This window comes from Anabaena sp. PCC 7108, assembly GCF_000332135.1.
Classification (GTDB): Bacteria; Cyanobacteriota; Cyanobacteriia; order Cyanobacteriales; family Nostocaceae; genus Anabaena.
Window position 1 is genome coordinate 2,637,736 of the sequence record NZ_KB235896.1, and the last position, 24,923, is coordinate 2,662,658.

The following is a 24,923-nucleotide window of genomic DNA, read 5'->3' on the forward strand; positions in this document are numbered from 1 at the left end:
TCAGTATTTATTTTCGTGATTACCAATCACTAATGAAATTTTTCTACTTTTTTAAAAATATTGAGAACCACAACAGTTAACACAGCAGTAATTAATCCTAGCTGCCATAAACCACAACCAGAAGCAATTCCTAAAGCAGCTGCCACCCAAATCGCTGCGGCCGAAGTAAGTCCGTGAATTTCCAGTGAGTTTGATTGTTGAGAAGATTCCCGTAAAATTTCTCCTGCACCCAGAAATCCTACACCAGATGCAATACCTTGAATCACCCGACTGAGAGTATCAGCAGTAATTTGTTCTCCACCGACTTGGATAGCAATGAGAGTAAACACAGAGGAACCCAAACTAACCAACATATGGGTTCTTAAACCAGCGGGTTTGTGTCTAAGTTGGCGTTCTAATCCAATCATTCCGCCCATGAGTAATGCCAGACAAAGCCGAAAACAGATGTTCAGCCAATCATGGCTGGCAACATAGAAAGAGTTTGTCAATTAATTTATGATTGCGAGAAGTAATTTTATATTCTATGTTAATTGGTAAGTAGATGCGCGTAAAAAAAATATAAATACTGAATTTGTATTTTAGCGCTTTATTTATCTCAGCCTCAAGCCTGAAGCTACAGAAACAAATCCTGCCCACGCAGGCCAATTAAGCGCCTCTTGATCAAGAACTTGGATGACAACTGACACCTAAATAATTGAGTGGATAAACTCTACTGGCTTGACCAAATTAAACTACAAGACCGCGCCAAAGTTGGCGATAAAGCGTTTTACTTAAGTAAATTTATGCAGAGGGGCTACCCAGTAGTACCTGGTTTTGTAGTTTCGGCAGATGTTTGGCGGCAATTTCTAGAAACCCTCAATAGTTCAGAGTCATTAGTTGCTGACTTACCCTATTCTTCCCTACATTTGGATGCAGCTAATTGGCAACAACTTCAGTACGTAGCTGGCCGCTTGCGTCAGGAAATTATTTCTGCTACTGTACCGCATCATTGGGTAAGTACAATTTTCCAAGCTGCTAAAACATGGGAAAAGAAATGTTTAATATTGCGTCCAACCCTAGCAGTATCAGCCGCAGCGATACAGGTAATGGGGAATATCTCTGGCTTGCTGGAGTCCGTGTTTTGTCCCTGTGATCAAGAAGCGATCTCTGAGGCATTAAAACTAGTTTGGAGTCAGTTATTTCGTGCCAGAAGTCTACTGTACTGGCAAAGTGTAGGCATTAACTTACAACAAATTAATTTGGCGGTATTAGTGCAACCAGTAGAGAATGCGATCGCTTCTGGTATATTCAACGCCAACAAGTTAGGAACAGATGTTGAAGCTACTTGGGGATTAGGAGTGGCAATTACCAACGGAGAAGTATTGCCAGATGTTTACTATATCCAAGACAAAACAGAACTTGTTCGCGAACAACATTTGGGAAATAAAATTCTTGCTTATCGTGTTTATGATCCTGCATCTTCAGATGTTAGCGAATCCCAATCTGAATCAGTGTTAACGATAGACAACAATTGTCTGTTGGCCTACCTACTAAGTGAGCATCAACAAAAACAGTATGCTTTATCAGCAGAATTACTGTCACAAGTTGTTTTCTTAGGAAATCAACTAGTCAGTGAAGTAGGTACAAAGTTGACTATGAAGTGGACAATCACTCAGGAAACTTCATCTACAAAACTCTACATCACTCAAGTGAAGGCCTCCCCATTAGCAATTCCCGGTTCATACTTGATCAAAGGAATAGGGGCAGGTAAAGGACGTGTGATGGCTAATGCCTATGTGATTGTCAGTTCACAACAAAAACCTGAACAAATTCCCCAGGGAGTGATTCTAATTGCACCAGCAATTACTCCTGATTGGTTGCCTTTACTCGATCAAGTGGGGGGAATTATTACAGAACAAGGTGGATTAACCAGCCACGCCGCGATTTTGTCCAGAGAATTGGGTATTCCCGCTATAGTCAGCGCCACAAATGCCACAAACCTGGTTCAAACTGGTGAACGACTACTGCTTGATGGCGACAGGGGAGAAGTTTATCGGAGTAAAGGAGATGGAGGAGTTGGAGAGATGGGACGGTGGGGAAATACTGGAGGTGGGGAAGAGAAACAAATAATGTCTTCTTTATCACCTGCTCATTTTCAATCAATGATCGCTACTCAACTACTGGTTAATCTCAGCCAGCCGAGTCTCATTTCACAAGTGCAAATTTTACCTGTAGATGGGGTGGGATTACTACGTTCAGAATTGATGGTGCTAAACATTTTGGATGGACAAAATCCTCATGTTTGGCTGTTAAATGGACGCAGAGCCGAATTATTAGAATTATGGTCTGAGCAGATTATGCAATTTGCCGGCGCTTTTGCACCAAGACCAATTTTTTATCGGTCTTTAGATTGGCGACCGCAGGATTTGCCATCATTGAGTGATTATAAACTATCTTCTCCTCAATCGATATTAGGTGAACATGGTACTTTTAGTTATTTACGTGATCCTACAGTTTTTGAATTAGAATTGGAGGCTTTAGCTGCTGTACAAAAAAGTGGTTACAGCAATATTCACCTGATGTTACCTTTTGTGCGGACTGTGGAAGAGTTTGTATTTTGCCGTCGTAAAGTTGAGCAAGCAGGATTAACTCAAAATACCCATTTTCAATTATGGATAATGGCGGAAGTTCCCAGTGTGCTGTTTTTGCTGCCAGAGTATATTAAAGCAGGTGTAGCAGGGATTTCTATTGGCACCAATGACCTCACTCAATTAATTTTAGGGGTGGATAGAGAGCAAGGAGAACTAGCAAGTATATTTGATCAGCGTCATCCAGCGGTTATGGGTGCGATCGCTCAATTAATTAAAATGGCTAAAGATGGGGGGATTCCTTGTTCAATCTGCGGTCAAGCACCAGCCCTGTATCCAGAAATTATTGATAAGTTGGTGGAATGGGGTATTACGTCAATTTCTGTGGAACCAGAAGCAGTAGAAAAAACTTATAGTGCGATCGCTCGTGCCGAACAGCATATTATCCTAACAGCAGCACGTAGACAACTGGGGAATCTGTGAAACAGTTAGCAATTAATTTGGCAAAATTATACCATGATTAATTTTTACAGTGCCTAATATCATGTCCAGTTGAATACTTATCATTTAGACTGATGCGGAGACAGGGAGACGCGGGGAAGCGGAGAGTTTTTTTATGAAGATGCAATTTACCAGTAGAGACGTTCCATGGAACGTCTCTACCAAATAAATTTGGCGCAGCTTCACATGGAAGAGAAATAACTAAGCAATAAGTGAGATATCTGTAGCAGCTAAGACAGTACCGACTCCCAAATTAGCGAAGATTCCACCGCCACCACTACCAAAAGCCGACAAGTTGACATTGTAGAACAAGTCTCCAGTACCTTGATTGTAAACAAAGTAAGTATTCTGACTGTCAATACCAGCATTAGTAGCTTGGTTAACTAAGCTAAAACCATTAGCAACCAATGATAAATTTGAACCGGCAGGACCAACAGCTGTAAAGGTGCTAATATCCAGCAAAATCTGATCTACTCCAGTAGCAAAGTCAGTAATTGTATCCTTACCAATGGAAATACTTTTTGGACCTATCAACCCTAAAGTTGTACCCGTTTCCTCAGACAACCCAGTGACTGGATTGACAGCTACAGCTTGACCACCAAATTCAAAAATATCAGCGTCGGCTCCACCGATGAGAGTATCATCACCTGCCTTTCCTTTCAAGGTGTCAGCACCTGACCCACCAAATAAAATGTTATTTTTGTGATTACCAATCAGGACATTATTTCCAGCATTACCAGTACCGTCGATAGATGCTGTTCCTGTCAGAGAAAGGTTTTCAACGAAGGGTGGTAAAGTAGTGGTGACAGAAGCAGTCAGGGTATCAGTGATAGTCGTAGTGGCACTGGTTTTTGTACCCAAACTGGCATTGGTAGGAGATGTTAGGCTTAGAGTAAAGGTTTCATCGGCTTCATTGATGAAATTATTAACAATGGGGATATTAATGACTTGACTGGTAACACCTGGGTTAAAGGTCAGAGTTCCTGTTTTGCCAGTATAGTCTGAACCTGCTATAGCTGTACCGTTACTAGTAGCATATTGAACAGTAATAGTTTGAGTGCTGATGTCGGAAAGAGTAACCGTATAGGAAACATTTTGAGAACTAGTACTGCCTTCAACTATGGTTTGGTCGTCACTGAGGTTAATAGTGATTAATGGCAAGTCATTATCAGCAACATTCACAGTGGCACTCGTAGCAGTACCCAGGGTGTATCCTGTCCCAGTAGCTAAATCGAGGATAGCTGTTTCTGCGCCTTCAATGATGGTGTCATCAATGGGGTTAACTGTCACCGTGGCTGTTGCAGAACCTGCGGCAAAAGTTACAGTTCCTGTGAGGTTACTGTAGTCAGTGCCATTGGTAGCCGTGCCTGTGGTGGTGTAGTTAACAGTCAAGGCATCAGTTAGATCACCTGTTCTGGCGAGAGTAAATACTCCCGGATTTGCAGTCACACCTGTGGCTGTTTCGGCAGCATTGGCATCTGTAGCCGCTACGGTAATTACTGGTATCAGTGATAAGTCATTATCACCAATGAGTGATATGTCTGTAGCAGCTAAGGCTGTACCGACTCCCAAGTTAGCGAAGATTCCACCGCCACCATTACCAAAAGCTGACAAGTTGACATTGTATAATAAGTCTCCAGTGCCTTGATTATAAACCAAGTACGCATTCTGAGTGTCAATACCAGCATTAGTAGCTTGGTTAACTAAGCTAAAACCATTAGCAAGCAATGATAAATCTAAACCTGCGGGGCCTATAGATGTAAAGGTGCTAATATCCAGGAAAATCTGATCTACTCCAGTGGCGAAGTCGGTAATGATATCCTTGCCAATGAAACTAGTTTTTGGACCTATAAACCCTAAATTTGCGCCTGTTTCTGTCAAAAACCCTGTTTCTGGATTTACAGCTAAAGCTTGACCACCAAATTCAAAAATGTCAGCGTCAGCTCCACCTGTGAGAGTATCAGCACCTGCCTTTCCTTTCAAGGTATCAGCACCTGTGCCACCAACTAAAATGTTATTGGCTTGATTACCAATCAGGACATTATTGCCAGCATTACCTGTACCGTTGATAGATGCTGTTCCTTCTAGAGAAAGGTTTTCTACGTTGCTAGGTAGGGTAGTAGTAACAGAGGCAACGAGGGTATCGGTTATGGTTGTGGTGGTGCTTGTTTTCGTACCTAAACTGGCATTGGTAGGAGATGTCAGAGTCAGAGTAAAGGTTTCATTTGCTTCATTAATGGAGTCGTTGAGAATGGGAATATTGATAACTTGAGTTGTTACTCCTGGGTTGAAGGTTAATGTTCCTGTTGTGCCAGTATAGTCTGAACCTGCGATGGCTGTACCGTTACTAGTTGCATATTGGACGGTAATGGTTTGGTTGCTGGTGTCGGAAAGAGTAACTGTATAGGCAACGCTTTGAGGACTAGTATTGCCTTCAACTATGGTTTGGTTCTCACTTAGGTCAATAGTGACTAGTGGGAAGTCATTATCAGCAATATTGACAGTGGCAGTTTTAGCTGTACCCAGGGTATATCCTGTGCCAGCAGCTAAGTTGAGGATAGCTGTTTCTGTAGCTTCAACAATGGTGTCATCAATGGGATTAACTGTCACCGTGGCTGTTGCAGAACCCGCAGCAAAAGTTACAGTTCCCGTGAGGTTGCTGTAGTCAGTACCGTTAGTAGCTGTACCTGCGGTGGTGTAATTAACAGTTAAGGCACTGGTTGTGCTACCTGTTCTGGTGAGGGTAAAGACTCCTGGATTAGCAATTTCACCTGTTGCGGTTTCAGCAGCATTAGCATCTGTAGCCGCTATGGTAATTACAGGTAGAGGAGGCAAGTCATTATCAGCAATATTGACAGTGGCACTCGTAGCTGTACCCAGGGTATATCCTGTCCCAGCAGATAAGTTGAGGATAGCTGTTTCTGTACCTTCAACAATGGTGTCATCAATGGGGTTAACTGTCACCGTGGCTGTTGCAGAACCCGCAGCAAAAGTTACAGTTCCCGTGAGGGTGGTGTAGTCTGTACCATCTGTACCATTGGTGGCTGTACCGTCGTTTTTGTAGTTAACAGTTAGAGCATCAGTTGTACTACCTGTTCTGGTGAGGGTAAAGACTCCAGGATTAGCGATTTCACCTGTTGCGGTTTCCGCTGCATTGGCATCTGTGGCGACAACTGTAATTACTGGTAGAGGAGGCAAGTCATTATCAGCAATATTCACAGTGGCACTCTTCACCGTACCCAGGGTATATCCTGTTCCAGCAGCTAAGTTGAGGATAGCTGTTTCTGTACCTTCAACAATGGTGTCATCAATGGGATTAACTGTCACCGTGGCTGTTGCAGAACCCGCAGCAAAAGTTACAGTTTCCGTGAGGTTGCTGTAGTCAGTACCATTAGTAGCCGTACCTGCGGTGGTGTAGTTAACAGTTAAGGCGCTAGTTGTGCTACCTGTTCTGGTGAGGGTAAAGACTCCTGGATTAGCAATTTCACCTGTTGCGGTTTCAGCAGCATTAGCATCTGTAGCTGCTACGGTAATTACTGGTAGAGCCTGGGAGTCATCATCAATGATTGTAGCTGTAACTGTTCCTGGTGTGCCGATCGCATAATTTGCACTAGGAGCTAAGATTAAAGCTATGGTTTCATTGGACTCTACTGTGGTATCAGTTGTGGGGTTGATGGTTAGAGTTGCTGTACTTGCACCCGATGCAAAAGTAATGCTTCCTGCTGTGTTTGTGAAGGTTGCTGCTCCAGTTTGAACATAGTCAGTGTTCAGTGTAGCTGTGCCAGAAACTCCATAGTTCACAGTTAAGGCCGCAGCTGTACTGCCAGTTCTGGTAAACGTGTAAACTAAATTTGTTGTCCCATCTTCAACGACGCTAGTGGGATTGACAGTTAAAGTGATTACAGGAGCGTCATCATCAAGAATAGTACCTGTGACAGCAGTGGCTGTGCCGATACTGTAACCAGTTCCAGCAGCTAAGGTTAAAGCAACGCTTTCATCATTTTCAATGATGGTATCTCCCGTAGGATTAATGGTTAGGGTTGCTGTACTTGCTCCTGTGGCAAAGGTAATTGTTCCTGTTGTGGCGTTAAAGCTGCCGGCTCCTGTTTGAGTGTAGTCACTATTGAAGGTAGCTGCACCGCCAACACTATAATTAACGGTTAGAGGACTCGTTGTATCCCCCTGACGAGTGAAAGTGTAAACTAAGTTTGTTGTTCCGTTTTCAAGGACGGTGGCAGGAGAAACCGATAGATTGACAGCATTATCCTGCTGCTCATTATCAGCAATAATCACTGTTGCACTATTTGCTGTTCCCAAATCGTAATTATTAGTATCAGTTAATGACAGGATGACAGTTTCATTTCCTTCAACTAGAGCATCATCAACTGGAGTAACAGTAACAGTGGCTGAAGTCTGACCAGCAGCGATAACTATGGTAGAAGGAATAGTATTGTAGTCGGTGGCAGATGCAGTTCCCGAAATTGTGTAATTAACTGTGAGGGCGTTGGCCGTGCTACCTGTCCGAGTGATAGTAAATACACCCAAGTTAGGTGTTGTTCCTTCTCCTGCGTTGCTATCTGTAGCTGTGACGCTGACGGAAGTTGCGTTACCAAAACTAGCTGCTTGGAGAAAAACGGCAGAGTCATAAGCTGAGTCACCAGTATCTGCGATCGCTAACTTGATGGAGTTAGTAACACCAGGGACGAGACCTGTTGCGGTTGCACTTAATACAGTTGTAAAACCATCAAACTGTAGATCAAAAGCAGTTCCATAATTGGGAGTGAAAAACGACGAGTTCGGACCGGTTCCTGGAGTGGATGAACTACCAGCATTGACGGTATTAATAGAAACTGGAGTTGTCGTACCAGGGATGAGAGCAATGTTTTCACCATTTAAGAAAAAGGCAAAGACATCATTGAAGCTTGAATTTACAAACTCGGGATACTCTTCAGAAGCAAATACATAGGAGAAGCTGATAGTACTCGTCGATGGAATAAAGTCAAACTCTAATACTGCTGCATCATTTGTACTGAGAGGACTAACTATGGAATTTAGATCACTGTCACCTGGTCTACCATTGCTACCGGTTCTGCTACTTGTATTATTTGGACCTTGGGCAAAAGCAATGTTCCCAGTGCTAAGAATAATACCGCTATCTATACCTATACCTGCTGCTGTCCCTCCAGTAAATGTACCTCCAGCAACGTTTGCACCTGTAAAAGTTATATTGGTCGCTGTCACACCAGTGCCGAGTAAAGTGTTGACAAGTTGCGTGGCTGTAATGCTAGTTAAATCAGTTGTACTTACTGTAGTCATAATATAGAGGCTTATACGTCTCAAATATTTTAACTTTATTTTGATACCACTTAGCGGGTGTTTGCAAACTTTTCTGTGTGAGAGTTAACACTTACTAGATACCCGTTGAAAAGAGGGATTAGGGGGATCTAAATTAAACTTAAGTTAAGAATTCGTAATGATTTAGTCATGAAGATATTCAATCATTTTGGCATTTTCTAGTAATTTTGCCTCTCGTTGTCCCTGAGAACGCGCATTAGCAGTAAATAACCCAATAGGAGTACTTAACAAATCTACAAAATCAGCCTTACCAAAAATATTTTTAATACTTGCTTTTGGTAACTCTTTTAATAACCAACGGAAGAGACGATAACGGTATTCTCCTGGTGTCATCTCTCGCATTAGGTCTACACCATGCAATTCATGCAAGTAACGATTAGAACGACCATAACGTCGCCATTGACTAGATAATTCTTTGATTGTCACTCGGTGACGATGTTGAACAATAGCATTTGGTGCAAATTCTAATTTACCCAAATTACCTTTGAGAATGCGCCAACAAATATCTGCATCTCCCCCTGTGGTAAGATAGGGACGAAATAATCCAGAACTGTTAAAGATAGTCCGACGAATTCCTAGATTTGCAGTTTGCCCATAGGAACAAAATTTATGAGCAAGGGTATGTTTTTGGGATAAAGTTTCTTGTTTATCTGCGAATTTTTCCAGGATGTTTTTACCTGGTAATGCCTGAATTTCCCCAGCGACAATTACTACTTCTGAATTCCTAAAAGGCTGAATTAATGTGTTGAGCCATTGAGGTTGGGGGCGACAATCAGCATCAGTAAAAGCGATAATTTCACCCGTAGCAGCTTTAATCCCTGTGTTACGTGCAGCGTAGGAACTTTGAATATTATTTTCACTTAAGGGACAGATAGTAATAGGGGAATTTTCCGCCTTGGTATTGAGAATGGAGAGAGTGCGATCGCTACTGTTATTATCTACCAGTAAATACTCTACTTGATCTTTGGGATAAGTTTGCCATAAAAGACAACTCAGTAAATCAGGTAATTCGGCTTCACCATTATAAATAGGAATTACTACTGAAACCTTGGGGAAAAAGCTTTGAGAGGTATTTACATCAACTGGTTGATTATTCATAATCTGAAATTTTCTGGCTTAGATTAATAAATATATACCAGTATATATAGTGGGATACCCCCGTAGAAATCTCTATTTGGTTTTTGCCAAAATCTCAAATCCCTAATAAAATCCCACCCTTAATTTTAAGAGTGGGAGAAAATTAATCACAAAAATACATGAACACCTGATAAAGAAACTTAAAATTTCAAGTCTTCAGCACGACTGCTGAGGGGCTGTGAGTTAGGAATGGTAACAGGTTGAGCAAATTTGCTATTAGCAAGAACAGCAATAGCACGGGCATATTGGGGATCACTCTGAGTGCCGATTAAATCTGGATTAGAAGCCAATTGACGCTCTTGGGCTGCTGTCAAATCTAGTTTGATATCGGGGGTAATTCCCTTATGGTTGATATCTGTGCCTTTAGGGGTGTAATAGTGGGCAATAGTGACTGCTAACCCAGAACCATCAGCTAGTTGATGAACTGATTGCACTAAGGCTTTACCAAAAGTTTGACCACCTATAACTACTGCGCGTTTATTATCCTTGAGTGCGCCAGTTAAAATTTCACTAGCACTAGCGGAGTTACCATCGACTAAAACGGCTAAAGGACGATTTGTTAAGGCAGTGCGATTAGCTTTTGTTTCTTCACTACTACCTACACGGTCTACGGTCTTGACAATTCCACCATTGTCATACCACATCCGCGCAATTTCTATGCTTGCTTGCAATAAACCTCCGGGATTTCCTCGCAAATCTAAAACATAGGAATCAACTTTTTGATTGTCCAAGTTGCGAATAGCCCGTCGCATTTGATCAGCGGCGTGGGCGCTAAATTCTCTTAAGCGAATATAGCCAACTCGACGACCACCTTCTTGCTTGAGGGTATAACGGACTGTGGGGACTTCAATTGTTGCCCTTGTCAGTTTTAAATCAAACGTATTTTTCCCAGTTCTTCCCAGTTTCAAGGTGACAGTGCTACCTGCTTTACCACGAATAAGATTAGAAGCATCATCTACTTTCATCTTGAGAGTAGATTTACCATCAACTGCCAATATCTCATCCCCAGCTTGAATACCTGCTCTGAGCGCCGGGGAATTTTCAATCGCTTCGATGACAGTTAAGCGGTTGGTTTTTTCGTTTACTTCCATGCGAATACCAATTCCCGAAACTTCCCCAGATGTTTGACTGGTTAGAGTTTCAAACTGCTTGGGGTCCATAAACCTTGTGTATGGATCTCCCAATTTTTGTAGGGCTTCGCGGATAGCTACATAAGCCTGTTCGTTGGAAGTATAGTCTTTATTTAACAGGCTTTGCCTAGTTGCTTGCCAATCTTGTTGATTAAATTTGCCATCAACATATTCACGATTCACAAGTTGCCATACTTGGTCAACTAACGCTTTGGGACTATCTTGTAGAGCAGCGTGAACGGAGCGAGTCCAAGCTTGACCAAATACAGATAGAGTAGCAGTTGTGGCGATCGCTCCACCAATCAAGGCTACTTGGAGCGGTGAGTGACGTTTCGCAGATTGGTTCATGTATTGGATTGGAATAGTTGTATTGTTGACAGTTTAACAATCAGGCTTTCCTGAGATTTTCAAGTTTTTATACCCTAAATTTCAGCTATGCTTAATTCATCATTTTTCCCTTTTTAAATGATGTGAAAATTACTGTCTTTTATTAGCAATAATTGCTTGTGTTTTTCGGGTCTACAGTAAAAATAAACACACCACTGTTGTGACACGGGTCACTGCTTCATCTTTACACCCTAAATTCTTTCACTAAGATAGCACTTTGTTGAGTTGATGGGAGAGTTTTTCAATTTTAGACAATAAAAGCGTTAACTTTCTATGTTATGAAGCACAAATTTACCATTGATTTATCAAATTTATTGCGGGGTAGATTTAGAAAATTCAGGAGTTTGTTAAAATATGTTGCTTTTACTGTGTGTTTTATCCTGGTTATTCGGTTCACTTCCACCACTATAGCCTTAGTTTCTGCTTCCTCACAGCGGGTAGATGCCTTATTTGTGCTAGGAGGTAGCATTCGCAGGGAAATTTATGTAGCTCAATTAGCCAAACAATATCCACAAACCCCGCTTTTAATTTCTCATGGTTCCCTAAATCCATGTATTTCACTAATTTTTCAGCGAGAAGCAGCAGATTTACAAAATACATGGTTAGAGAATTGTGCTAATTCTACCTTTGAAAATTTTTATTATGGAGTACCAATTTTGCGGCGTTGGGGTGTACGTAAGGTAAAATTGATTACTTCTGGAACTCATGTATTCCGAGCCAAGTTGATGGCACAAATCATCTTAGGCGCTCATGGTATCTGGGTCGATATTGATGTTGTTAAGGAACAAGGTATTCCTGGTAATCATGAGTCTTGGCTCAAAACTTTCTTAGACGTTCTTCGCAGCTTATTATGGGCGATTCTAAGTCAAATTATTCAGCCTCAATGTTCACAGGTGACAAGACTGGTTGATGTGGATATGCAAGCTTGGGAAAAGAGCGGTTTTCAGTGTGAACATCAGGGGGGAATAATTCGCAGAAGTGAAAATTAAAAATCAAAAATTAAACATGAAAATTACGGTTAATATGCTGATATCATAACTTGGTTATAATCTGCGTATTTTTGCTGTTAATGCCTTGACATGAAAAATAAGTTCCCAAAAAAAAGTCACCTACATCAAACGACTTATTGTCAAACATTTCAAAGCTTAAAACTTTTGGAAGTAATACCGTGTAAACAAATATTACTGTATATCCTAAATAGGTATTTACCTCTTGTGCGTAACTCCCTCAAAGAGTATGGAAATTTTATCTAATACTGTAGCGTTATCACGGTTGCAATTTGCATTTACGGCGATTTTTCACATGATTTGGCCTGTGCTAACTACAGGTATGTCTATTTACTTAATTGTTGTGGAAGGACTATGGTTAAAAACCAAAAATCCTACCTATTATCATCATGCTCGTTTTTGGTCAAAACTGTATTTACTAAACTTTGGTATCGGAGTTGCATCAGGTTTACCAATGGGTTTTCAGTTTGGGACTAACTGGGCTCCATTATCAGAAGCCGTGGGAGATTTCCTAGGTAGTATTCTGGGATTTGAAGGCTCAATGGCATTTATGTTAGAGGCTTCTTTTCTAGGAATTATGATGTTTGGTTGGGAACGAGTACCTCCCGTAATTCACTACTTAGCAACTATTCTCGTAGCTTTTGGGGCGAATCTTTCCACATTTTGGATTTTGGTTGCTAATTCATGGTTTCAGACTCCTAGTGGTGGAGAAATGTTGAATGGTAAGTTTATTGTTGATGACTATTTCCAAGCAATTTTAAATCCCTTTATGGTAAATAGTGTTCTTCATATGTTCTTGGCAACTTTGGAGACTTCTTTATTTGTCATTGGTGGCATTAGTGCTTGGTATATTCTCAATAATCGCCATTCGGAGTTTTTTAGCAAATCCTTGAAAATAGTCTTAGCAATATCTATTTTTGTTGCTCCTTTACAAGTATACATTGGTCATGCTAGTGGTGATCAAGTTTATCACTATCAACCAACTAAGTTAGCCGCGATAGAATCCCAATGGGAAACAGTACCTGCTGGTGAATCTGCTAAGTGGAACATATTAGCAATTCCTAATAGAAAAGCAGAAAAAAATGATTGGGAAATTTCTGTTCCTAATGGTTTAAGTTACATTTTAGAACTCAAACCTAAACTTTCTCAACCTGTATTGGGACTCAAGGAATGGAAACCAGAAGACCGTCCACCAATGATTCCTTTGATTTTTTATTCCTTCCGAATCATGGCAGGAATCGGCTTTTTCTTAGTAGGATTAATGCTGTGGAGTATTCTGCAATGGCTCAGAGGTAAACTAAGCCCGAATAACTTAACTCAACAAAAATGGTTATTACGAGCTTGGATTTTATCCGCACCTTTAGGCTATATTGCTATTGAATCAGGCTGGATTGTGCGCTGTGTGGGACGACAACCTTGGACAGTATATGGACAAATTCGGACTACTGATGCAGCTTCTCATTTACCAGCAGGTGAAGTGTTATTTTCCCTAACAGTTATTGCCCTTCTTTATAGTGTTTTATTTGTCTCAGCCATGTTTTTTGGTAGCCGTATTATTCGTAAAGGACCAGATTTAACTTTACCAATACCTGGAGGTGAGATTAAAACAGTTATTGTCACTGAACCGGTGAGTCACATTCCCGATAGTCGTCCTCTAGAAACGCCACAATAGGAACTATTATATGGAAGCTTTATTGCGCTTTTTACCACAAGTTTGGTTTTTTATTCTAGGGCTTTTCCTGTTCCTTTATGTGCTGTTAGATGGTTTTGATTTAGGCGTTGGTATTCTCTCTTTGACTTCTTCCGATGAAAAACGTCGTAGTTTATTAATGACCAGTTTAGGTAATGTTTGGGATGCTAATGAAACTTGGTTAGTTTTGATGGCAGGGGCTTTATTCGGAGCATTTCCTTTAGCCTATGGCACAATTCTCAATGCTCTTTACTTACCCCTAATGGTGATGGTTGTAGGGTTAATTTTGCGGGCTGTTGCTTTTGAATTTCGGGAACATTCTGATAATAAAAGTTTTTGGAATTTTGCCTTTGGAATTGGTAGTTTTATTGCTTCTTTATTTCAAGGATTTGCCTTAGGTGGTGTATTAGCAGGAATCAAAGTTGATACAGCCGGACATTTTAGTGGAGGAATGTGGGATTGGTTAAGTTGGCAATCATTATTAACAGCATTAACACTTGTACAAGGTTATGTGTTAATTGGTTCAACTTACCTGATTCTGAAAACAGAAGGTACATTACAGGAAACTCATTTTCGCACAGCAAAATTAGCAGCTTGGACAACTTTTATTGGTGCAATTTTCATTACCATTAGCACACCAATTGTCTATGAAAATGCTAGAGCTAGACTATTTCATCAACCAGAAGTCTATATCTTTGCTCTAATCCCTTTGTTGGGTGTACTATTAATTTGGTTGCTGCTGCAAAGCCTAAATAATAAGCAGGAAGTTGCCTCATTTGTTTACACAGCATTAATATTTCTGCTGACATTTATTGGTTTAGGATTTATTGCCTTTCCCTACATTATTCCCCCCACTATTACCATCTATCAAGCGGCATCTTCTGCCACTTCAATGGTGTTTATGATTACGTTCATTGGGTTTTTGATTCCGATTATGTTGTTTTACAATATCTACAATTACTTTGTTTTCCGAGGTAAAGTAGTCATGAGTGAAGAGGGAGAATAAATTAGTATGATATTTGCCAGATTCTCGACTTTTTAGAAAAGTCGAGATTTTTTTGAATTACAACTATAAAAAGTTCAAAAATTTAATCAGTTCATACAACGAATGATGTGTAGACACAGCCTGACTATTTGTGACTCGCCAAAAAACTACTTCAGACGCAGATATCACTTCTACCGTAATTTCTGTAGACTGATAACCTTGTATAACAACAAATCCAACTCTTTTTAAAGCCCGAATTGTCCAAATAGCCGCAACACCTTCACCTCTTAAATTAACTTCCCCTTTATATGGTGTATGCAGATGAAATTCCCCAGAAAACATATCAAATTCCACACCTTCACTGCGGAAAGTATCAGCAAATATACCATTTAATATCAAATCTTCCGGTGCGCCAACGTGGAGAATACCATTATTTCCTAACAGCCAAATTTTATCAGCAAGGCGCAAAGCTAAATCTAAATCATGGGTAGAAAGCAGAATTGCTTGATTTGTATCCCGCACTAACTGACGCAACAATTGCATAATTTCCACCCGACGTGGTAAATCTAAAAAAGCTGTAGGTTCATCCAATAACATCACAATAGGCGACTGCGCTAAAGCACGAGCAATCATAATTTTCTGTCGTTCACCATCACTTAATTCACAAACATTCCGTTGGGCTAAATTTACCGCCCCCACAGATTTTATTGCCCAATTAATAATATCTTCATCTTCAGATGATAACCTTCCCCACCAGTCAGTATAAGGATATCTTCCCATAGTTACCAAAGCATAAGCTGATAACATTCCCACATCAATTTTTTCAGTCAATACCAAACTTAAACGTTTTGCTAACTCCTGTGGTGGTAACTTATAAATATCATCTTTTAAAAGCTTAACTTCCCCGGCAATTGGTGGTTGCATTCCCGCCAGAGTTCTTAATAAAGTAGACTTACCAGCACCATTAGCACCTAGTAGACAAACCAACTCACCCGCTTGCAAAGATGTAGAAATATTCGCTGCAACATTCCGAATAGTTTTCTGGGAAGTCTTATAACCAATAGTCAAATTGTGAGTTGTCAGAATTGAGTTACTCATAATCCATAGCGAATTAAACGTATAAACACCCTGCGTACCTCCGCGCTTACCTCCGTGTACCTCTGCGTTTAAAAAGCTTTCTTAGAATTACGCCGCAGAATTACCCACGTAACAACAGGAGTTCCAATTAAAGCCGTAATAGCATTTAAAGGTAAAACCATTTGATTTATCAGAATTTGGGAAACCAAATCAGCAAATAAAGCTAAAATTGCCCCCATAATTATGACACTAGGGATTAATATCCGATGATCTGAAGTATTAAAAAGACTCCGACAAAGATGGGGAATCGCCACACCTAAAAATGCTATCGGTCCACAAAAAGCAGTAATTGCTCCTGCTAATATAGAGGCACTACTAATCACAGAAAATCTAGTTTTCTGCACTGTCAAGCCTAAACTGCGTGCATAGGATTCACCTAATAAAAGTGCATTCAGAGATTTTGATTGCAGCACCGCTATTAATAAACCTAAACAGATAACTGGAGTTAAAATAGCTAATTGTTGCCAAGTTACCCCAGTGAAACTGCCAAAAGTCCACATTATATAACTTTGAATCCGTTCTTTTGAACTAAATTGCAACAAAATACTTACCATTGCACTTGTCGCATATCCAAATAATAAACCTAAAATTAACAATGTCATTGTATCTTGCACACGACGAGAAACAACTAACATCAACCCTAAAACTGATGCTGCACCAAAACTTGCCGCTATAACTAAACTAAAATCACCAATGATTCCCAAATTAGTTAATAATGTTGGTGCAGTCACACTTGCTGTTAGTAGAACTAACGCAACTCCTAAACTTGCACCCGAACTAATTCCTAAGACAAAAGGACCAGCTAAAGGATTTTTAAATAGAGTTTGCATTTGTAAACCACTCACACCTAAAGCTGCACCAGCTAAAGTTGCAGTTAAGGCTTTAGGTAAACGAAACTTGAAGATAATATTTGTCCATGTTATTTTTTCTGCTTCTTGTCCGAGTAAAATTGTAATTACCTGATTAATAGGAATCTCAACTGCACCTAAAGCTAAATCTAGTAAAAATGCCAAAACTAAACTTATTAGTAAAATTGAAAAAACTAGAGCCTTGATTCGAGTTGCAGGTTTTTGGTGTAATAAAGAATTTGAAAGTTGAGACTTTGCGGTTAACATTATTGACTAAGTTTCCGATAATAAAATAATTGATGACTTTCTAAAATGTCTGGATGAAATATTTTTATTAAATCAGATAAAACTACATCTGGATTACTAATACCACTTTGCCAGTAATCATTACCACCATTAACATTAACGCGAGCATTATTATTATAAATATTTCCTTTTTTAAAAGCTTTAAAATCACCATAGCGATTATCTTCGATAATGACATCTTTGAAAGTCTTCCAAGACTGTCTCAAATTCAACCAATAATCAGCATTAGCAGCACGCTCAAAAACAGCTTCAAAAGATACAGGTAAACTACCAGAAGATTTATCCTCACTCCAGAGATAATTTGCACCTGCGTCAGCGAGATATTTGGCTACATAACTATTACCACCTGGTGTATACCAAGTTCCCTTAAAATTGAAGCCAACAAACACAGTCGGACGATTTTTAACAGCTTTAGCAATAGCCGCAATATCTTCATACTTTTTAGCAATTTCAGCAAAGATTTTTTCCGACTCTTCCTCCTTGTTAAAAAATAAAGCAGTAAACTTCAACCATTCACTTCTTCCCAATGGTGTATCTTCCATATATTCAGCATTTATCGCCACTTTCAAACCAGCTTCCAACAACTTAGGAAAACTATCAATTTGTTGATTTCCAGTCCCAAAAGTGGTAACTAACTCAGGATTAAGTTCTAAAACTTTCTCCACATTCACAGTAGAATTATTACCCACCGATACCACCTTACCAGCCTTGATTCTGTCAATAAATTCTGGTGTAGTTACCTGCTTAATATCACTAACACCGATTAACTTATCAACAACATTTAACTTAGAAAAATGTGGTAAATGAGTTGTAGAAAGAGAAATCACAGAATTTACAGGTGTAGTAAATATTTGTGATTTCTCAAACCCTGCTGGTGTCGGTGTACCGCATTGAACCAAAACATATTTAAAACCTGTTTTAGCATCTTGCCAAGGATTTTTAATCGTCACGACTTTGTAGTTTTTATAATATTCAACTGCAAAACCTATAGCATGAGTAACCTTCACCTTGTTGGGAAAATAATCAACATTAGGATCATAACTTTGAACACAACCATTATTAGCAGAACTAACAACCAGACTATTCTGAGAACCTTGACAAGAAACAACCAAAACAGCAACTAAAAACAACTGACATAAAAAGATAATAACCTTATACTTCCCAAAAATCATCTTCCATATTTCTCTTTGCGCCTCTGCGCCTCTGCGTGAAAAAATAACCCTACCCAAATACAAACTAAGGATATATATATTCAACAACCTTATTCCCCGCAACCAAATGTTCCTGTACAATTCTTTCTGCAACTTCCGGCTTAACACGACTGTACCAAGTTCTATCAGTAGAATGATAAACAACAGGCCCTAACTTACAAACCTGTAAACAACCACTTGTTCTCACTTCCAAATCTAATTCCGCTTTTTCAACAGCAGCTTTTAAAGCCTCAAAAGTAGGTTGCCATTTTCGGGAAGGATAACAACGTCCAGAAGTGCAAACTGCAATATAGGCACATTTGAGAGGATTTTTAGTAAAAGGAATGGGCTTTTTACCTAATACATAAATATCTCTAAGTTCCTGATAAAAAGCTAACTTTGTAAAATCTCCCTTTCCTTCAGGGAGCAAATTTTCATCTTCTACATAGGGATTAGGTAAAAATATCGTCATAGCCTTTTCCCCAGCACCATTCCAAAATTGAATACCCCAACTTCTCGGTTCACCTTCGGGATTTATTCGCCGATAAAATGCACCCTTACTAATCAACCGTTGCTGTCTTACTTCGATGGAAGTTTCAGCATTGGGACCACCTAGAGTTTCCTCAATACATAAATGAAAATGCCAATCTCTAGTAATAACAGTTAAATATCCATCATAGAGAACACATTTTTTAGGTGCTTCGTGAAACTCCAACTCTAAAACACTACCTTGTTCCAAATGTCCCAAACCAACTTGATGCCAATTTTCTTGAAATAAAGTATAAGCTAAACAAGCTAGAACATCAGCTTGACAATCAAAAAACTCATATTCAATTTGCCAATCATTCCCCGTCGCTTCAATTGTTTTTTCATTTACTGGTGTTACCCAACAATTAAAATCAGCCATAAAACACCCTCCTTTTATTAAACTTTTGTATTACTTTTAGGACTTAAGCAACTGGTATATCAAGAAGGTGCGTCAGAGTTAATAATTTGGTAATAGTCAACAAACTTTTGATATCTGACGCACCCTACAATACCGAATATTAAAAAGTAGCACTCAAACCAATTTGAAAACCTCTACCTCCGTCAGGAAAACCAGGAAACAACTGATAACGCTGATTAAAGAGATTTTCCACACTACCTGTAACTACCAGTTTATCATTTAAAGGTACACGCAGTTTAAAATCAAAAGTGGTATAACCAGATAAAAATTCTGTATTTGTATTATTAGTAGGATATCCATTTAAGGAATTCATTAATAAACCCAAATACAAACCTTGAGGATTTTCATAAGAAACTCCCAAATTTAATTTATCTGCACCAGCGAAGCGCAATTCTTTGTCAATTTCTGCCGCATTAGAACTTTTCAAAATACGCGGATCATTTGCCGTGTAATTAACAAAAGTATAAATGTTTTTGGCAAGTTGCAAATTCAAAGTCGCCTCAATTCCAGTAGTTTCCACCAGTCCGATATTTTCCCAAGTTCCTGTATTACCATTTACTGGTGGTGTCAGTCTTTTAAAGGCAATTGTATCTGATACGCTATTTTTGAAAAATGTTAATCTTACTAAACCAATATTACCAAGTTTTTGGTCAATGCCAATATCAAAACTATCACCTCTTTCTGGTTTAAGTTCTGGGTTGCCAATATTGCTAGGATTGACATTAAATAAGTTAGCAATAGTAGGAACTCGGAAATTTTTGATGTAATTTGCTCTTAAGGTGGTTGAGTCGGAAACAGCAAATTTTGTTCCTACAGATGGAGATGTAACAGAACCATTTATCAAGCTGCTAAAATCTTGACGTAAACCTAAATTAACAGTCAAATTAGGGATTAATGCTACTTCATATTTGGCAAATAATGCTCCTTGATTAATATCATTGTCATAGTTCAATGTTTCTATATTAGTGGAATAGCTAAAAGAAGTATTCCGAACATTGACAGTGCGATAATCAAAGCCATAAACTAAACTTTGATTTTTAGCAAAATTCCAACTATGTGTAGTTTGAATTCCGTAGGAACTTTGGTTAGTTTCAAAGCGACTTGAACCACTAGGATCAAAACGAGTGTTCAAAAAATCACCATAAACTCTTGCTGTTAATAAAGAATCATCTCCACCTCCTAATTTTGAATTCCAGGTTAAATCCGTTAAAACTTGATCTGTGTATTTGCGATTTTTATCGGTAAGCGAATTAAAAAAACCTTGTCCATTGACTGGAAAAGGAATTGGCACTCCTCCTGGTGTTCCTTGTTCTTTATTTAAGTATAAAGTCGAGAAACTGAGTGTATTTCGTTTTCCTAAATCTGCTTCTAATTTGAGATTAAAATTGTTATAAAGTGCATCATTATTTTTTCGAGTTCCCGAAAAATTAGCTTCAGGAATAGAAAAAGGATAATTATTTTCAGCTTGGGTACGGTTATAACCTACAACCCAAGAAATATCACCCTTTTTACCGCTATTTTGAATACTCTGTTGATTGAGTCCATAAGCACCAAAATTTACTTTTGCTTCTGTGGTAATTTTCTCTGTAGGACGACGGGTGATAATATTAATTACTCCCCCAATTGCATCAGAACCATACAGAGTTGAACCTCCTCCTGGTAATACTTCAACTCTTTGAATATTGTTTGTTGTAAATTCGGAAAGATCAAAACCACCACTACCGGCATTATTAATTGGTCTACCATCAAGTAATATTAATACTTGACCAGTATTAGAACCACGAATAAATTGACCACTTAAAGCATTAACTTCTGTTCCTACTGTACCATCACCTAATATACCAGGCAGAAATTTAAGTGCTTCTCTGACGGTTCTCGCACCTTGTGCTTCCATTTCTTCACCCGTAATTACATAAATTGGTCGGGTAGAATCTTTGACTGTTCCTTCCCGACGAAAGGGTGAAAAAACAGGTTCATTTAATATTGTGTCAATGACATTTATTTCAATATCAGCTTCTTTTTCTTCTGTAGCTTTTGGTGGATTTTGAGATATTTCTTCTACGACTGGTTGTAAATCTTTTGCAGAACCTTTGTCTTGGGGAATTTCTACTCCGATAACTTTGCAATTCTCACACCACATTCCCAAAGTCACACTAGACGCAATAATTTGAATTCCCAGTTTCGCAACTAAATTAGTAGACATTTTTTACCTAAACACCTGTATAACTAAAAATTTGACCAAGGTAAAAGTTGCAGTCTTTTTCATTAACCAGCACGGTAATTTACTCAATTACACGCTAAAAAAAGACTGCGACAGTAAAGAAAGAAGCCGCATTAATATGAGAATTATAATCATTATCACATAAATGGTAAAAATTGCAATAGCTGCTTGGCATCAATTCAACTAGTCACCAACAGCAAAATACTTTTTATACTGATATCTAGCGAGAAATTAACTATGAGTGATGTTCAATTGCGCCCACTTATTTAGTGCCGGAATTTTCGCTAAGATACCTTTTTTCAAAGGTTCTGGTCGTTCTGACCAAGGTAACAAACCATCCGCTTTAGTATAGTATAGATTTGCACATTCTAGTATTGCAGATGTACTACCATCTACGGGTAAATCACCAAAGAGATAGGTTGATTTTCCTGCTGCTGCAAAAGCAATTACACAAGAATGACTGCAAGCACTCATACATTCAACCCCCTGAATGCAGAATTTATCCTGCATTTCTCTATCTTGTGCAAGTGTTTGAAGCTGTTGTAGTAGTTTTTCTCCACTACTTTCACCAACTCGCTTACCGTTTTCCCACTTACCACCACAAGTTGTGCAGACAAATAAAGTATGTTTTTGATTGAGCATTGATTGAAAAATGTGTAAGAACTAGTCGGGAACGCAGACATGAAAGTTTTTACAGCGAAACTACAGCAGCAACCTCTCCTGCAAACCAATAATGTTTGAAATCATTCCTTCCCAAGCTAAAAAAGGACTGATGTCAATTGATATATTTGATTGAATTGAAAACTGCTATGTTTATGTAAAGTTGCCAGAAATCTATTGAAGATATGAATAAGCGTCAGTCATATACGCTTGCCGTCTTCTCGGATAAAAGGGTATAAAAAATTAAATTGACTGTTGATACTCTCAGAGTAATATACAATTTGTAGAGAATCTCTGATGCCAAAATGATGAATTTTGATGGAAATATTCATGGATTTATTCATCTGTACCACGCAGATGGATATAAGTTATTTTACCTTCGGCGGGCATTCTGACTTAGAGAGATAATTCTCATTACAGCTGCGGGACAGCGTTGGATTTACACCAAACTTTCCCCCTTGCGTTTAATGGTTTTTGCCATTAAAACCGACGTATAAATGAACATACTATAGTTTTTGTCTATTGTCAATAGGCATCGCCGGATAATATTTGTTTATCCTTTTTGTGAAAGGCTTTTTGGGAAGAAATTAATCATGATGATGCTGGATTCTATAAAAGAATTGTAGTCAAATTGAGCAGTTCTTTGGAGAAAAAAATTTTGGCAAGGACTTGTAAATCTATTTGAATCCTTAGCTTGATAGTTGAATATAAATATAAATTTCCCAAACCAAATACTTTCAAATATTACACTCTATAACTCTGCACCACTGGGGGCTATTATAATTTCATTGCACACAAATCAGCCAAATCACAAACATTACAACCTGGAGAACGTGCCTTACACACAGCCCGTCCGTGATAAATTAGACGAATTGACCAATTCTCCCAATCTGGTTGGGGTAATAACTTCATTAAATCTTTCTCAATCCCAACAGGTTCAGTATTTTTTGTTAAACCTAAACGCTGACTTAATCGCTTAACATGAGTGTCTACAGTCACTCCTGCATTAATCCCATAAGCATGAGCTAACACCACATTTGCAGTTTTCCTTGCTACTCCTGGAAGCTTTAAAAGTTCTTCCATTTGATTAGGAACTACAGAATTAAAATCACTGACAATCATGCGACAAGCACCTTGAATATTCTTCGCTTTGTTGCGATAAAAACCAGTCGAACGCACCAATTCTTCTAACTCTAATAAATCAGCATTTGCTAAAGTTTCAGCATCAGGAAATCTACCAAATAATCCTGGTGTCACCTTATTTACGCGTTCATCTGTACATTGGGCAGAAAGAATGGTTGCTACTAGCAATTGCACAGGAGTTGAATAGTTCAAGGAACAAGTAGCATCTGGATAAAGGCACTGGAGACGCGAAAGAATTTCTAAAGCGCGTTGTTTTTTAGATAATGATTTAGTAGCCAATCAATTTTCTATTTTAGATTTTAGATTTATTTTCTAGTTTAAACTAGATTGCGATATTTTTTTAGATTGAGAATTTTAAATAAATTATTTCATCTAAAATTCTCAATCTAAAATTTGTTTATGCTCACTGAAACAGTTTTTGCACCCAATCTAACTGGAAGGTTAACTGTGTGGTTTCTTTAACAATCAGGAAAATGCCTAATCCTAAAAGTAACACTAAACCAGTTTGCATCACGCCTTCTTGAATTTTGGCTGGTAAGGGTTTACCAAATAAACCTTCAATTAGCAAGAAAGCCAGTTGACCACCATCTAATGCTGGTAAAGGCAAAATGTTGATAACTGCCAAGTTAATGCTGATAATTGCGGCGAAAGAGAACAGATTTGCAATATTGTCAGATGCTAATTTTGCACCGATTTTGACAATATTAACTGGGCCAGAAACTTGTCCAACAGTTTGTTGAAAGTTGGTAGCTAATTGTCCAAAACCTTTGACTGTACCAACAATTAATTGTTGAAATCTGTTAGCTGCAACGCTGAATATCTCACCAATATTTTGGGGACGGCGATATACTGCTTTACCATTAGGACCTAGTTCAATGCCTACTAAACCTTTGCCATCTGCACCCATTTTGGGGGTTAATGTTAAAGATATTTGTTCGTTTTGGTGTTGAACTTTTAAGTCTATTTGCTGATTGGGATGAGTTTGGATTTCCTTGGTCAGCAATAAGGTGGAATCGCTACCAGCAGTGAGTTCTTGACCATTAACAGCCAGGATAATGTCTCCTTCTCTAATACCAGCTTGGTAGGAAACAGATTGTTCATTTACTGGTTTGACAACTACACCTGGTTGATACTGGAACTCCTGTGGTATGCCGACGATACCCAGTTGCAAAGCTAACATCAAATAGGCGAAAATTAAATTGGCAATTACTCCGGCACTAATGACAATTGCCCGATCTAAAACTGGACGGTTCCGCAGCAGATTTGGGTCATTGGGAGGAACTTCACTATCTGGATCATCATCAGGAAAGCCGACAAAGCCACCCAAGGGAAAAGCGCGGATAGCATATTCCGTTTGTGATCCTTGGTACTTGAAAATTACGGGGCCAAAACCCAAGGAAAAGCGGTTAACGTAAATACCTTGAGAACGAGCGGCTATAAAGTGTCCAGCTTCGTGTACCAAAATCAAAATAGCCAAGACTGCGATCGCTGCTAAAACTGACATAGAGCAAATTAGTCAAAACATTGAAACATATACTCTTATTGTAGTTTGGTTGGGAACGGTCAGGCAAAACCCATTGCCTGTGTTGGTTTTGCATTAGCGTTAGTATGGATCGCTGACTTGTCAATTCGCAATTTGCAACTTTTAAACATTGATTTTACCTCACACTAAGGAACAATAGCGATCGCATAACTCACTTGCGTAAGTCCTGA

Annotated in this window: 16 protein-coding genes and 1 riboswitch; of the genes, 4 read left to right on the forward strand and 12 right to left on the reverse strand. The window is 39.0% G+C overall.

Features of this window, described 5'->3' with window-relative positions; all coding sequences use genetic code 11:
- Nucleotides 1-29: 29 nt before the first annotated feature.
- Nucleotides 30-488, reverse strand: coding sequence for an MgtC/SapB family protein (locus tag ANA7108_RS0112575; protein WP_026104153.1), 459 nt, complete (start codon nucleotides 486-488; stop codon nucleotides 30-32).
- 210 nt (nucleotides 489-698) lie between these two features.
- On the opposite strand from ANA7108_RS0112575, the gene ANA7108_RS0112580 reads away from it, so the two are divergent.
- Nucleotides 699-3,050, forward strand: coding sequence for a putative PEP-binding protein (locus ANA7108_RS0112580; protein WP_016951149.1), 2,352 nt, complete (start codon nucleotides 699-701; stop codon nucleotides 3,048-3,050).
- 219 nt (nucleotides 3,051-3,269) lie between these two features.
- Here ANA7108_RS0112580 and ANA7108_RS30930 read toward each other — a convergent pair whose 3' ends face one another.
- The 3 genes from ANA7108_RS30930 to ctpB form a co-directional block, all read right to left on the reverse strand.
- A complete protein-coding gene (locus tag ANA7108_RS30930) occupies nucleotides 3,270-8,384 on the reverse strand; it encodes a Calx-beta domain-containing protein (protein WP_016951150.1) in 5,115 nt (1,704 codons plus the stop codon).
- A 162-nt stretch (nucleotides 8,385-8,546) separates the two neighbouring features.
- A complete protein-coding gene (locus tag ANA7108_RS0112590; protein ID WP_016951151.1) occupies nucleotides 8,547-9,521 on the reverse strand; it encodes a glycosyltransferase family 2 protein in 975 nt (324 codons plus the stop codon).
- A gap of 179 nt (nucleotides 9,522-9,700) precedes the next feature.
- Nucleotides 9,701-11,038, reverse strand: a complete 1,338-nt coding sequence (gene ctpB / locus ANA7108_RS0112595) for a carboxyl-terminal processing protease CtpB (protein ID WP_016951152.1) — start codon at nucleotides 11,036-11,038, stop codon at nucleotides 9,701-9,703.
- Between the two features lie 317 nt (nucleotides 11,039-11,355).
- Here ctpB and ANA7108_RS0112600 point away from each other — a divergent pair, with 317 nt between their 5' ends.
- From ANA7108_RS0112600 to cydB, 3 genes are all read left to right on the forward strand, one after another.
- Nucleotides 11,356-12,066, forward strand: coding sequence for a YdcF family protein (locus ANA7108_RS0112600; protein WP_016951153.1), 711 nt, complete (start codon nucleotides 11,356-11,358; stop codon nucleotides 12,064-12,066).
- A 247-nt stretch (nucleotides 12,067-12,313) separates the two neighbouring features.
- Entirely contained in the window at nucleotides 12,314-13,756 is a 1,443-nt protein-coding gene (locus ANA7108_RS0112605) for a cytochrome ubiquinol oxidase subunit I (protein ID WP_016951154.1), read from the forward strand.
- Nucleotides 13,757-13,766: 10 nt separating this feature from the next.
- Entirely contained in the window at nucleotides 13,767-14,780 is a 1,014-nt protein-coding gene (gene cydB / locus ANA7108_RS0112610; RefSeq protein ID WP_016951155.1) for a cytochrome d ubiquinol oxidase subunit II, read from the forward strand.
- Nucleotides 14,781-14,843: 63 nt separating this feature from the next.
- On the opposite strand, the gene ANA7108_RS0112615 is transcribed toward cydB, so the two are convergent.
- From ANA7108_RS0112615 to rseP, 8 genes are all read right to left on the reverse strand, one after another.
- On the reverse strand, nucleotides 14,844-15,857 hold the full coding sequence (locus tag ANA7108_RS0112615) for an ABC transporter ATP-binding protein (RefSeq protein ID WP_016951156.1): 1,014 nt from the start codon (nucleotides 15,855-15,857) through the stop codon (nucleotides 14,844-14,846).
- A gap of 68 nt (nucleotides 15,858-15,925) precedes the next feature.
- Nucleotides 15,926-17,011 carry an iron ABC transporter permease gene (locus tag ANA7108_RS0112620; protein ID WP_016951157.1) on the reverse strand — a complete coding sequence of 362 codons (1,086 nt, stop codon included), beginning with the start codon at nucleotides 17,009-17,011 and terminating at the stop codon, nucleotides 15,926-15,928.
- Entirely contained in the window at nucleotides 17,011-18,222 is a 1,212-nt protein-coding gene (locus ANA7108_RS0112625; RefSeq protein ID WP_016951158.1) for an ABC transporter substrate-binding protein, read from the reverse strand. Before ANA7108_RS0112625 ends, ANA7108_RS0112620 begins: the two co-directional genes overlap by 1 nt.
- Nucleotides 18,223-18,286: 64 nt before the next feature.
- Nucleotides 18,287-19,147, reverse strand: a complete 861-nt coding sequence (locus ANA7108_RS0112630) for a ferredoxin (RefSeq protein WP_016951159.1) — start codon at nucleotides 19,145-19,147, stop codon at nucleotides 18,287-18,289.
- Nucleotides 19,148-19,286: 139 nt separating this feature from the next.
- Entirely contained in the window at nucleotides 19,287-21,389 is a 2,103-nt protein-coding gene (locus tag ANA7108_RS0112635; protein WP_016951160.1) for a TonB-dependent receptor, read from the reverse strand.
- A 249-nt stretch (nucleotides 21,390-21,638) separates the two neighbouring features.
- Complete coding sequence (locus ANA7108_RS0112640; protein ID WP_016951161.1) at nucleotides 21,639-22,049, reverse strand: DUF1636 family protein; 411 nt, start codon at nucleotides 22,047-22,049, stop codon at nucleotides 21,639-21,641.
- A 381-nt stretch (nucleotides 22,050-22,430) separates the two neighbouring features.
- Nucleotides 22,431-22,573: riboswitch (cobalamin riboswitch) on the reverse strand.
- 271 nt (nucleotides 22,574-22,844) lie between these two features.
- On the reverse strand, nucleotides 22,845-23,489 hold the full coding sequence (nth, locus tag ANA7108_RS0112645) for an endonuclease III (RefSeq protein WP_016951162.1): 645 nt from the start codon (nucleotides 23,487-23,489) through the stop codon (nucleotides 22,845-22,847).
- Between the two features lie 124 nt (nucleotides 23,490-23,613).
- Nucleotides 23,614-24,714 (reverse strand): RIP metalloprotease RseP, encoded by a 1,101-nt coding sequence (gene rseP / locus ANA7108_RS0112650; protein WP_016951163.1) that lies wholly within the window; start codon nucleotides 24,712-24,714, stop codon nucleotides 23,614-23,616.
- Between the last annotated feature and the right edge of the window lie 209 nt (nucleotides 24,715-24,923).

Excerpts from the sequence above, each read along its gene's own strand:
- ANA7108_RS30930 (WP_016951150.1), bottom strand. The coding sequence starts at position 8,384 with ATGACTACAGTAAGTACAACTGATTTAACTAGCATTACAGCCACGCAA.
- ANA7108_RS0112590 (WP_016951151.1), bottom strand. The coding sequence starts at position 9,521 with ATGAATAATCAACCAGTTGATGTAAATACCTCTCAAAGCTTTTTCCCC.
- ctpB (WP_016951152.1), bottom strand. The coding sequence starts at position 11,038 with ATGAACCAATCTGCGAAACGTCACTCACCGCTCCAAGTAGCCTTGATT.
- ANA7108_RS0112600 (WP_016951153.1), top strand. The coding sequence starts at position 11,356 with ATGAAGCACAAATTTACCATTGATTTATCAAATTTATTGCGGGGTAGA.
- ANA7108_RS0112605 (WP_016951154.1), top strand. The coding sequence starts at position 12,314 with ATGGAAATTTTATCTAATACTGTAGCGTTATCACGGTTGCAATTTGCA.
- cydB (WP_016951155.1), top strand. The coding sequence starts at position 13,767 with ATGGAAGCTTTATTGCGCTTTTTACCACAAGTTTGGTTTTTTATTCTA.
- ANA7108_RS0112615 (WP_016951156.1), bottom strand. The coding sequence starts at position 15,857 with ATGAGTAACTCAATTCTGACAACTCACAATTTGACTATTGGTTATAAG.
- ANA7108_RS0112620 (WP_016951157.1), bottom strand. The coding sequence starts at position 17,011 with ATGTTAACCGCAAAGTCTCAACTTTCAAATTCTTTATTACACCAAAAA.
- ANA7108_RS0112625 (WP_016951158.1), bottom strand. The coding sequence starts at position 18,222 with ATGATTTTTGGGAAGTATAAGGTTATTATCTTTTTATGTCAGTTGTTT.
- ANA7108_RS0112630 (WP_016951159.1), bottom strand. The coding sequence starts at position 19,147 with ATGGCTGATTTTAATTGTTGGGTAACACCAGTAAATGAAAAAACAATT.
- ANA7108_RS0112635 (WP_016951160.1), bottom strand. The coding sequence starts at position 21,389 with ATGTCTACTAATTTAGTTGCGAAACTGGGAATTCAAATTATTGCGTCT.
- ANA7108_RS0112640 (WP_016951161.1), bottom strand. The coding sequence starts at position 22,049 with ATGCTCAATCAAAAACATACTTTATTTGTCTGCACAACTTGTGGTGGT.
- rseP (WP_016951163.1), bottom strand. The coding sequence starts at position 24,714 with ATGTCAGTTTTAGCAGCGATCGCAGTCTTGGCTATTTTGATTTTGGTA.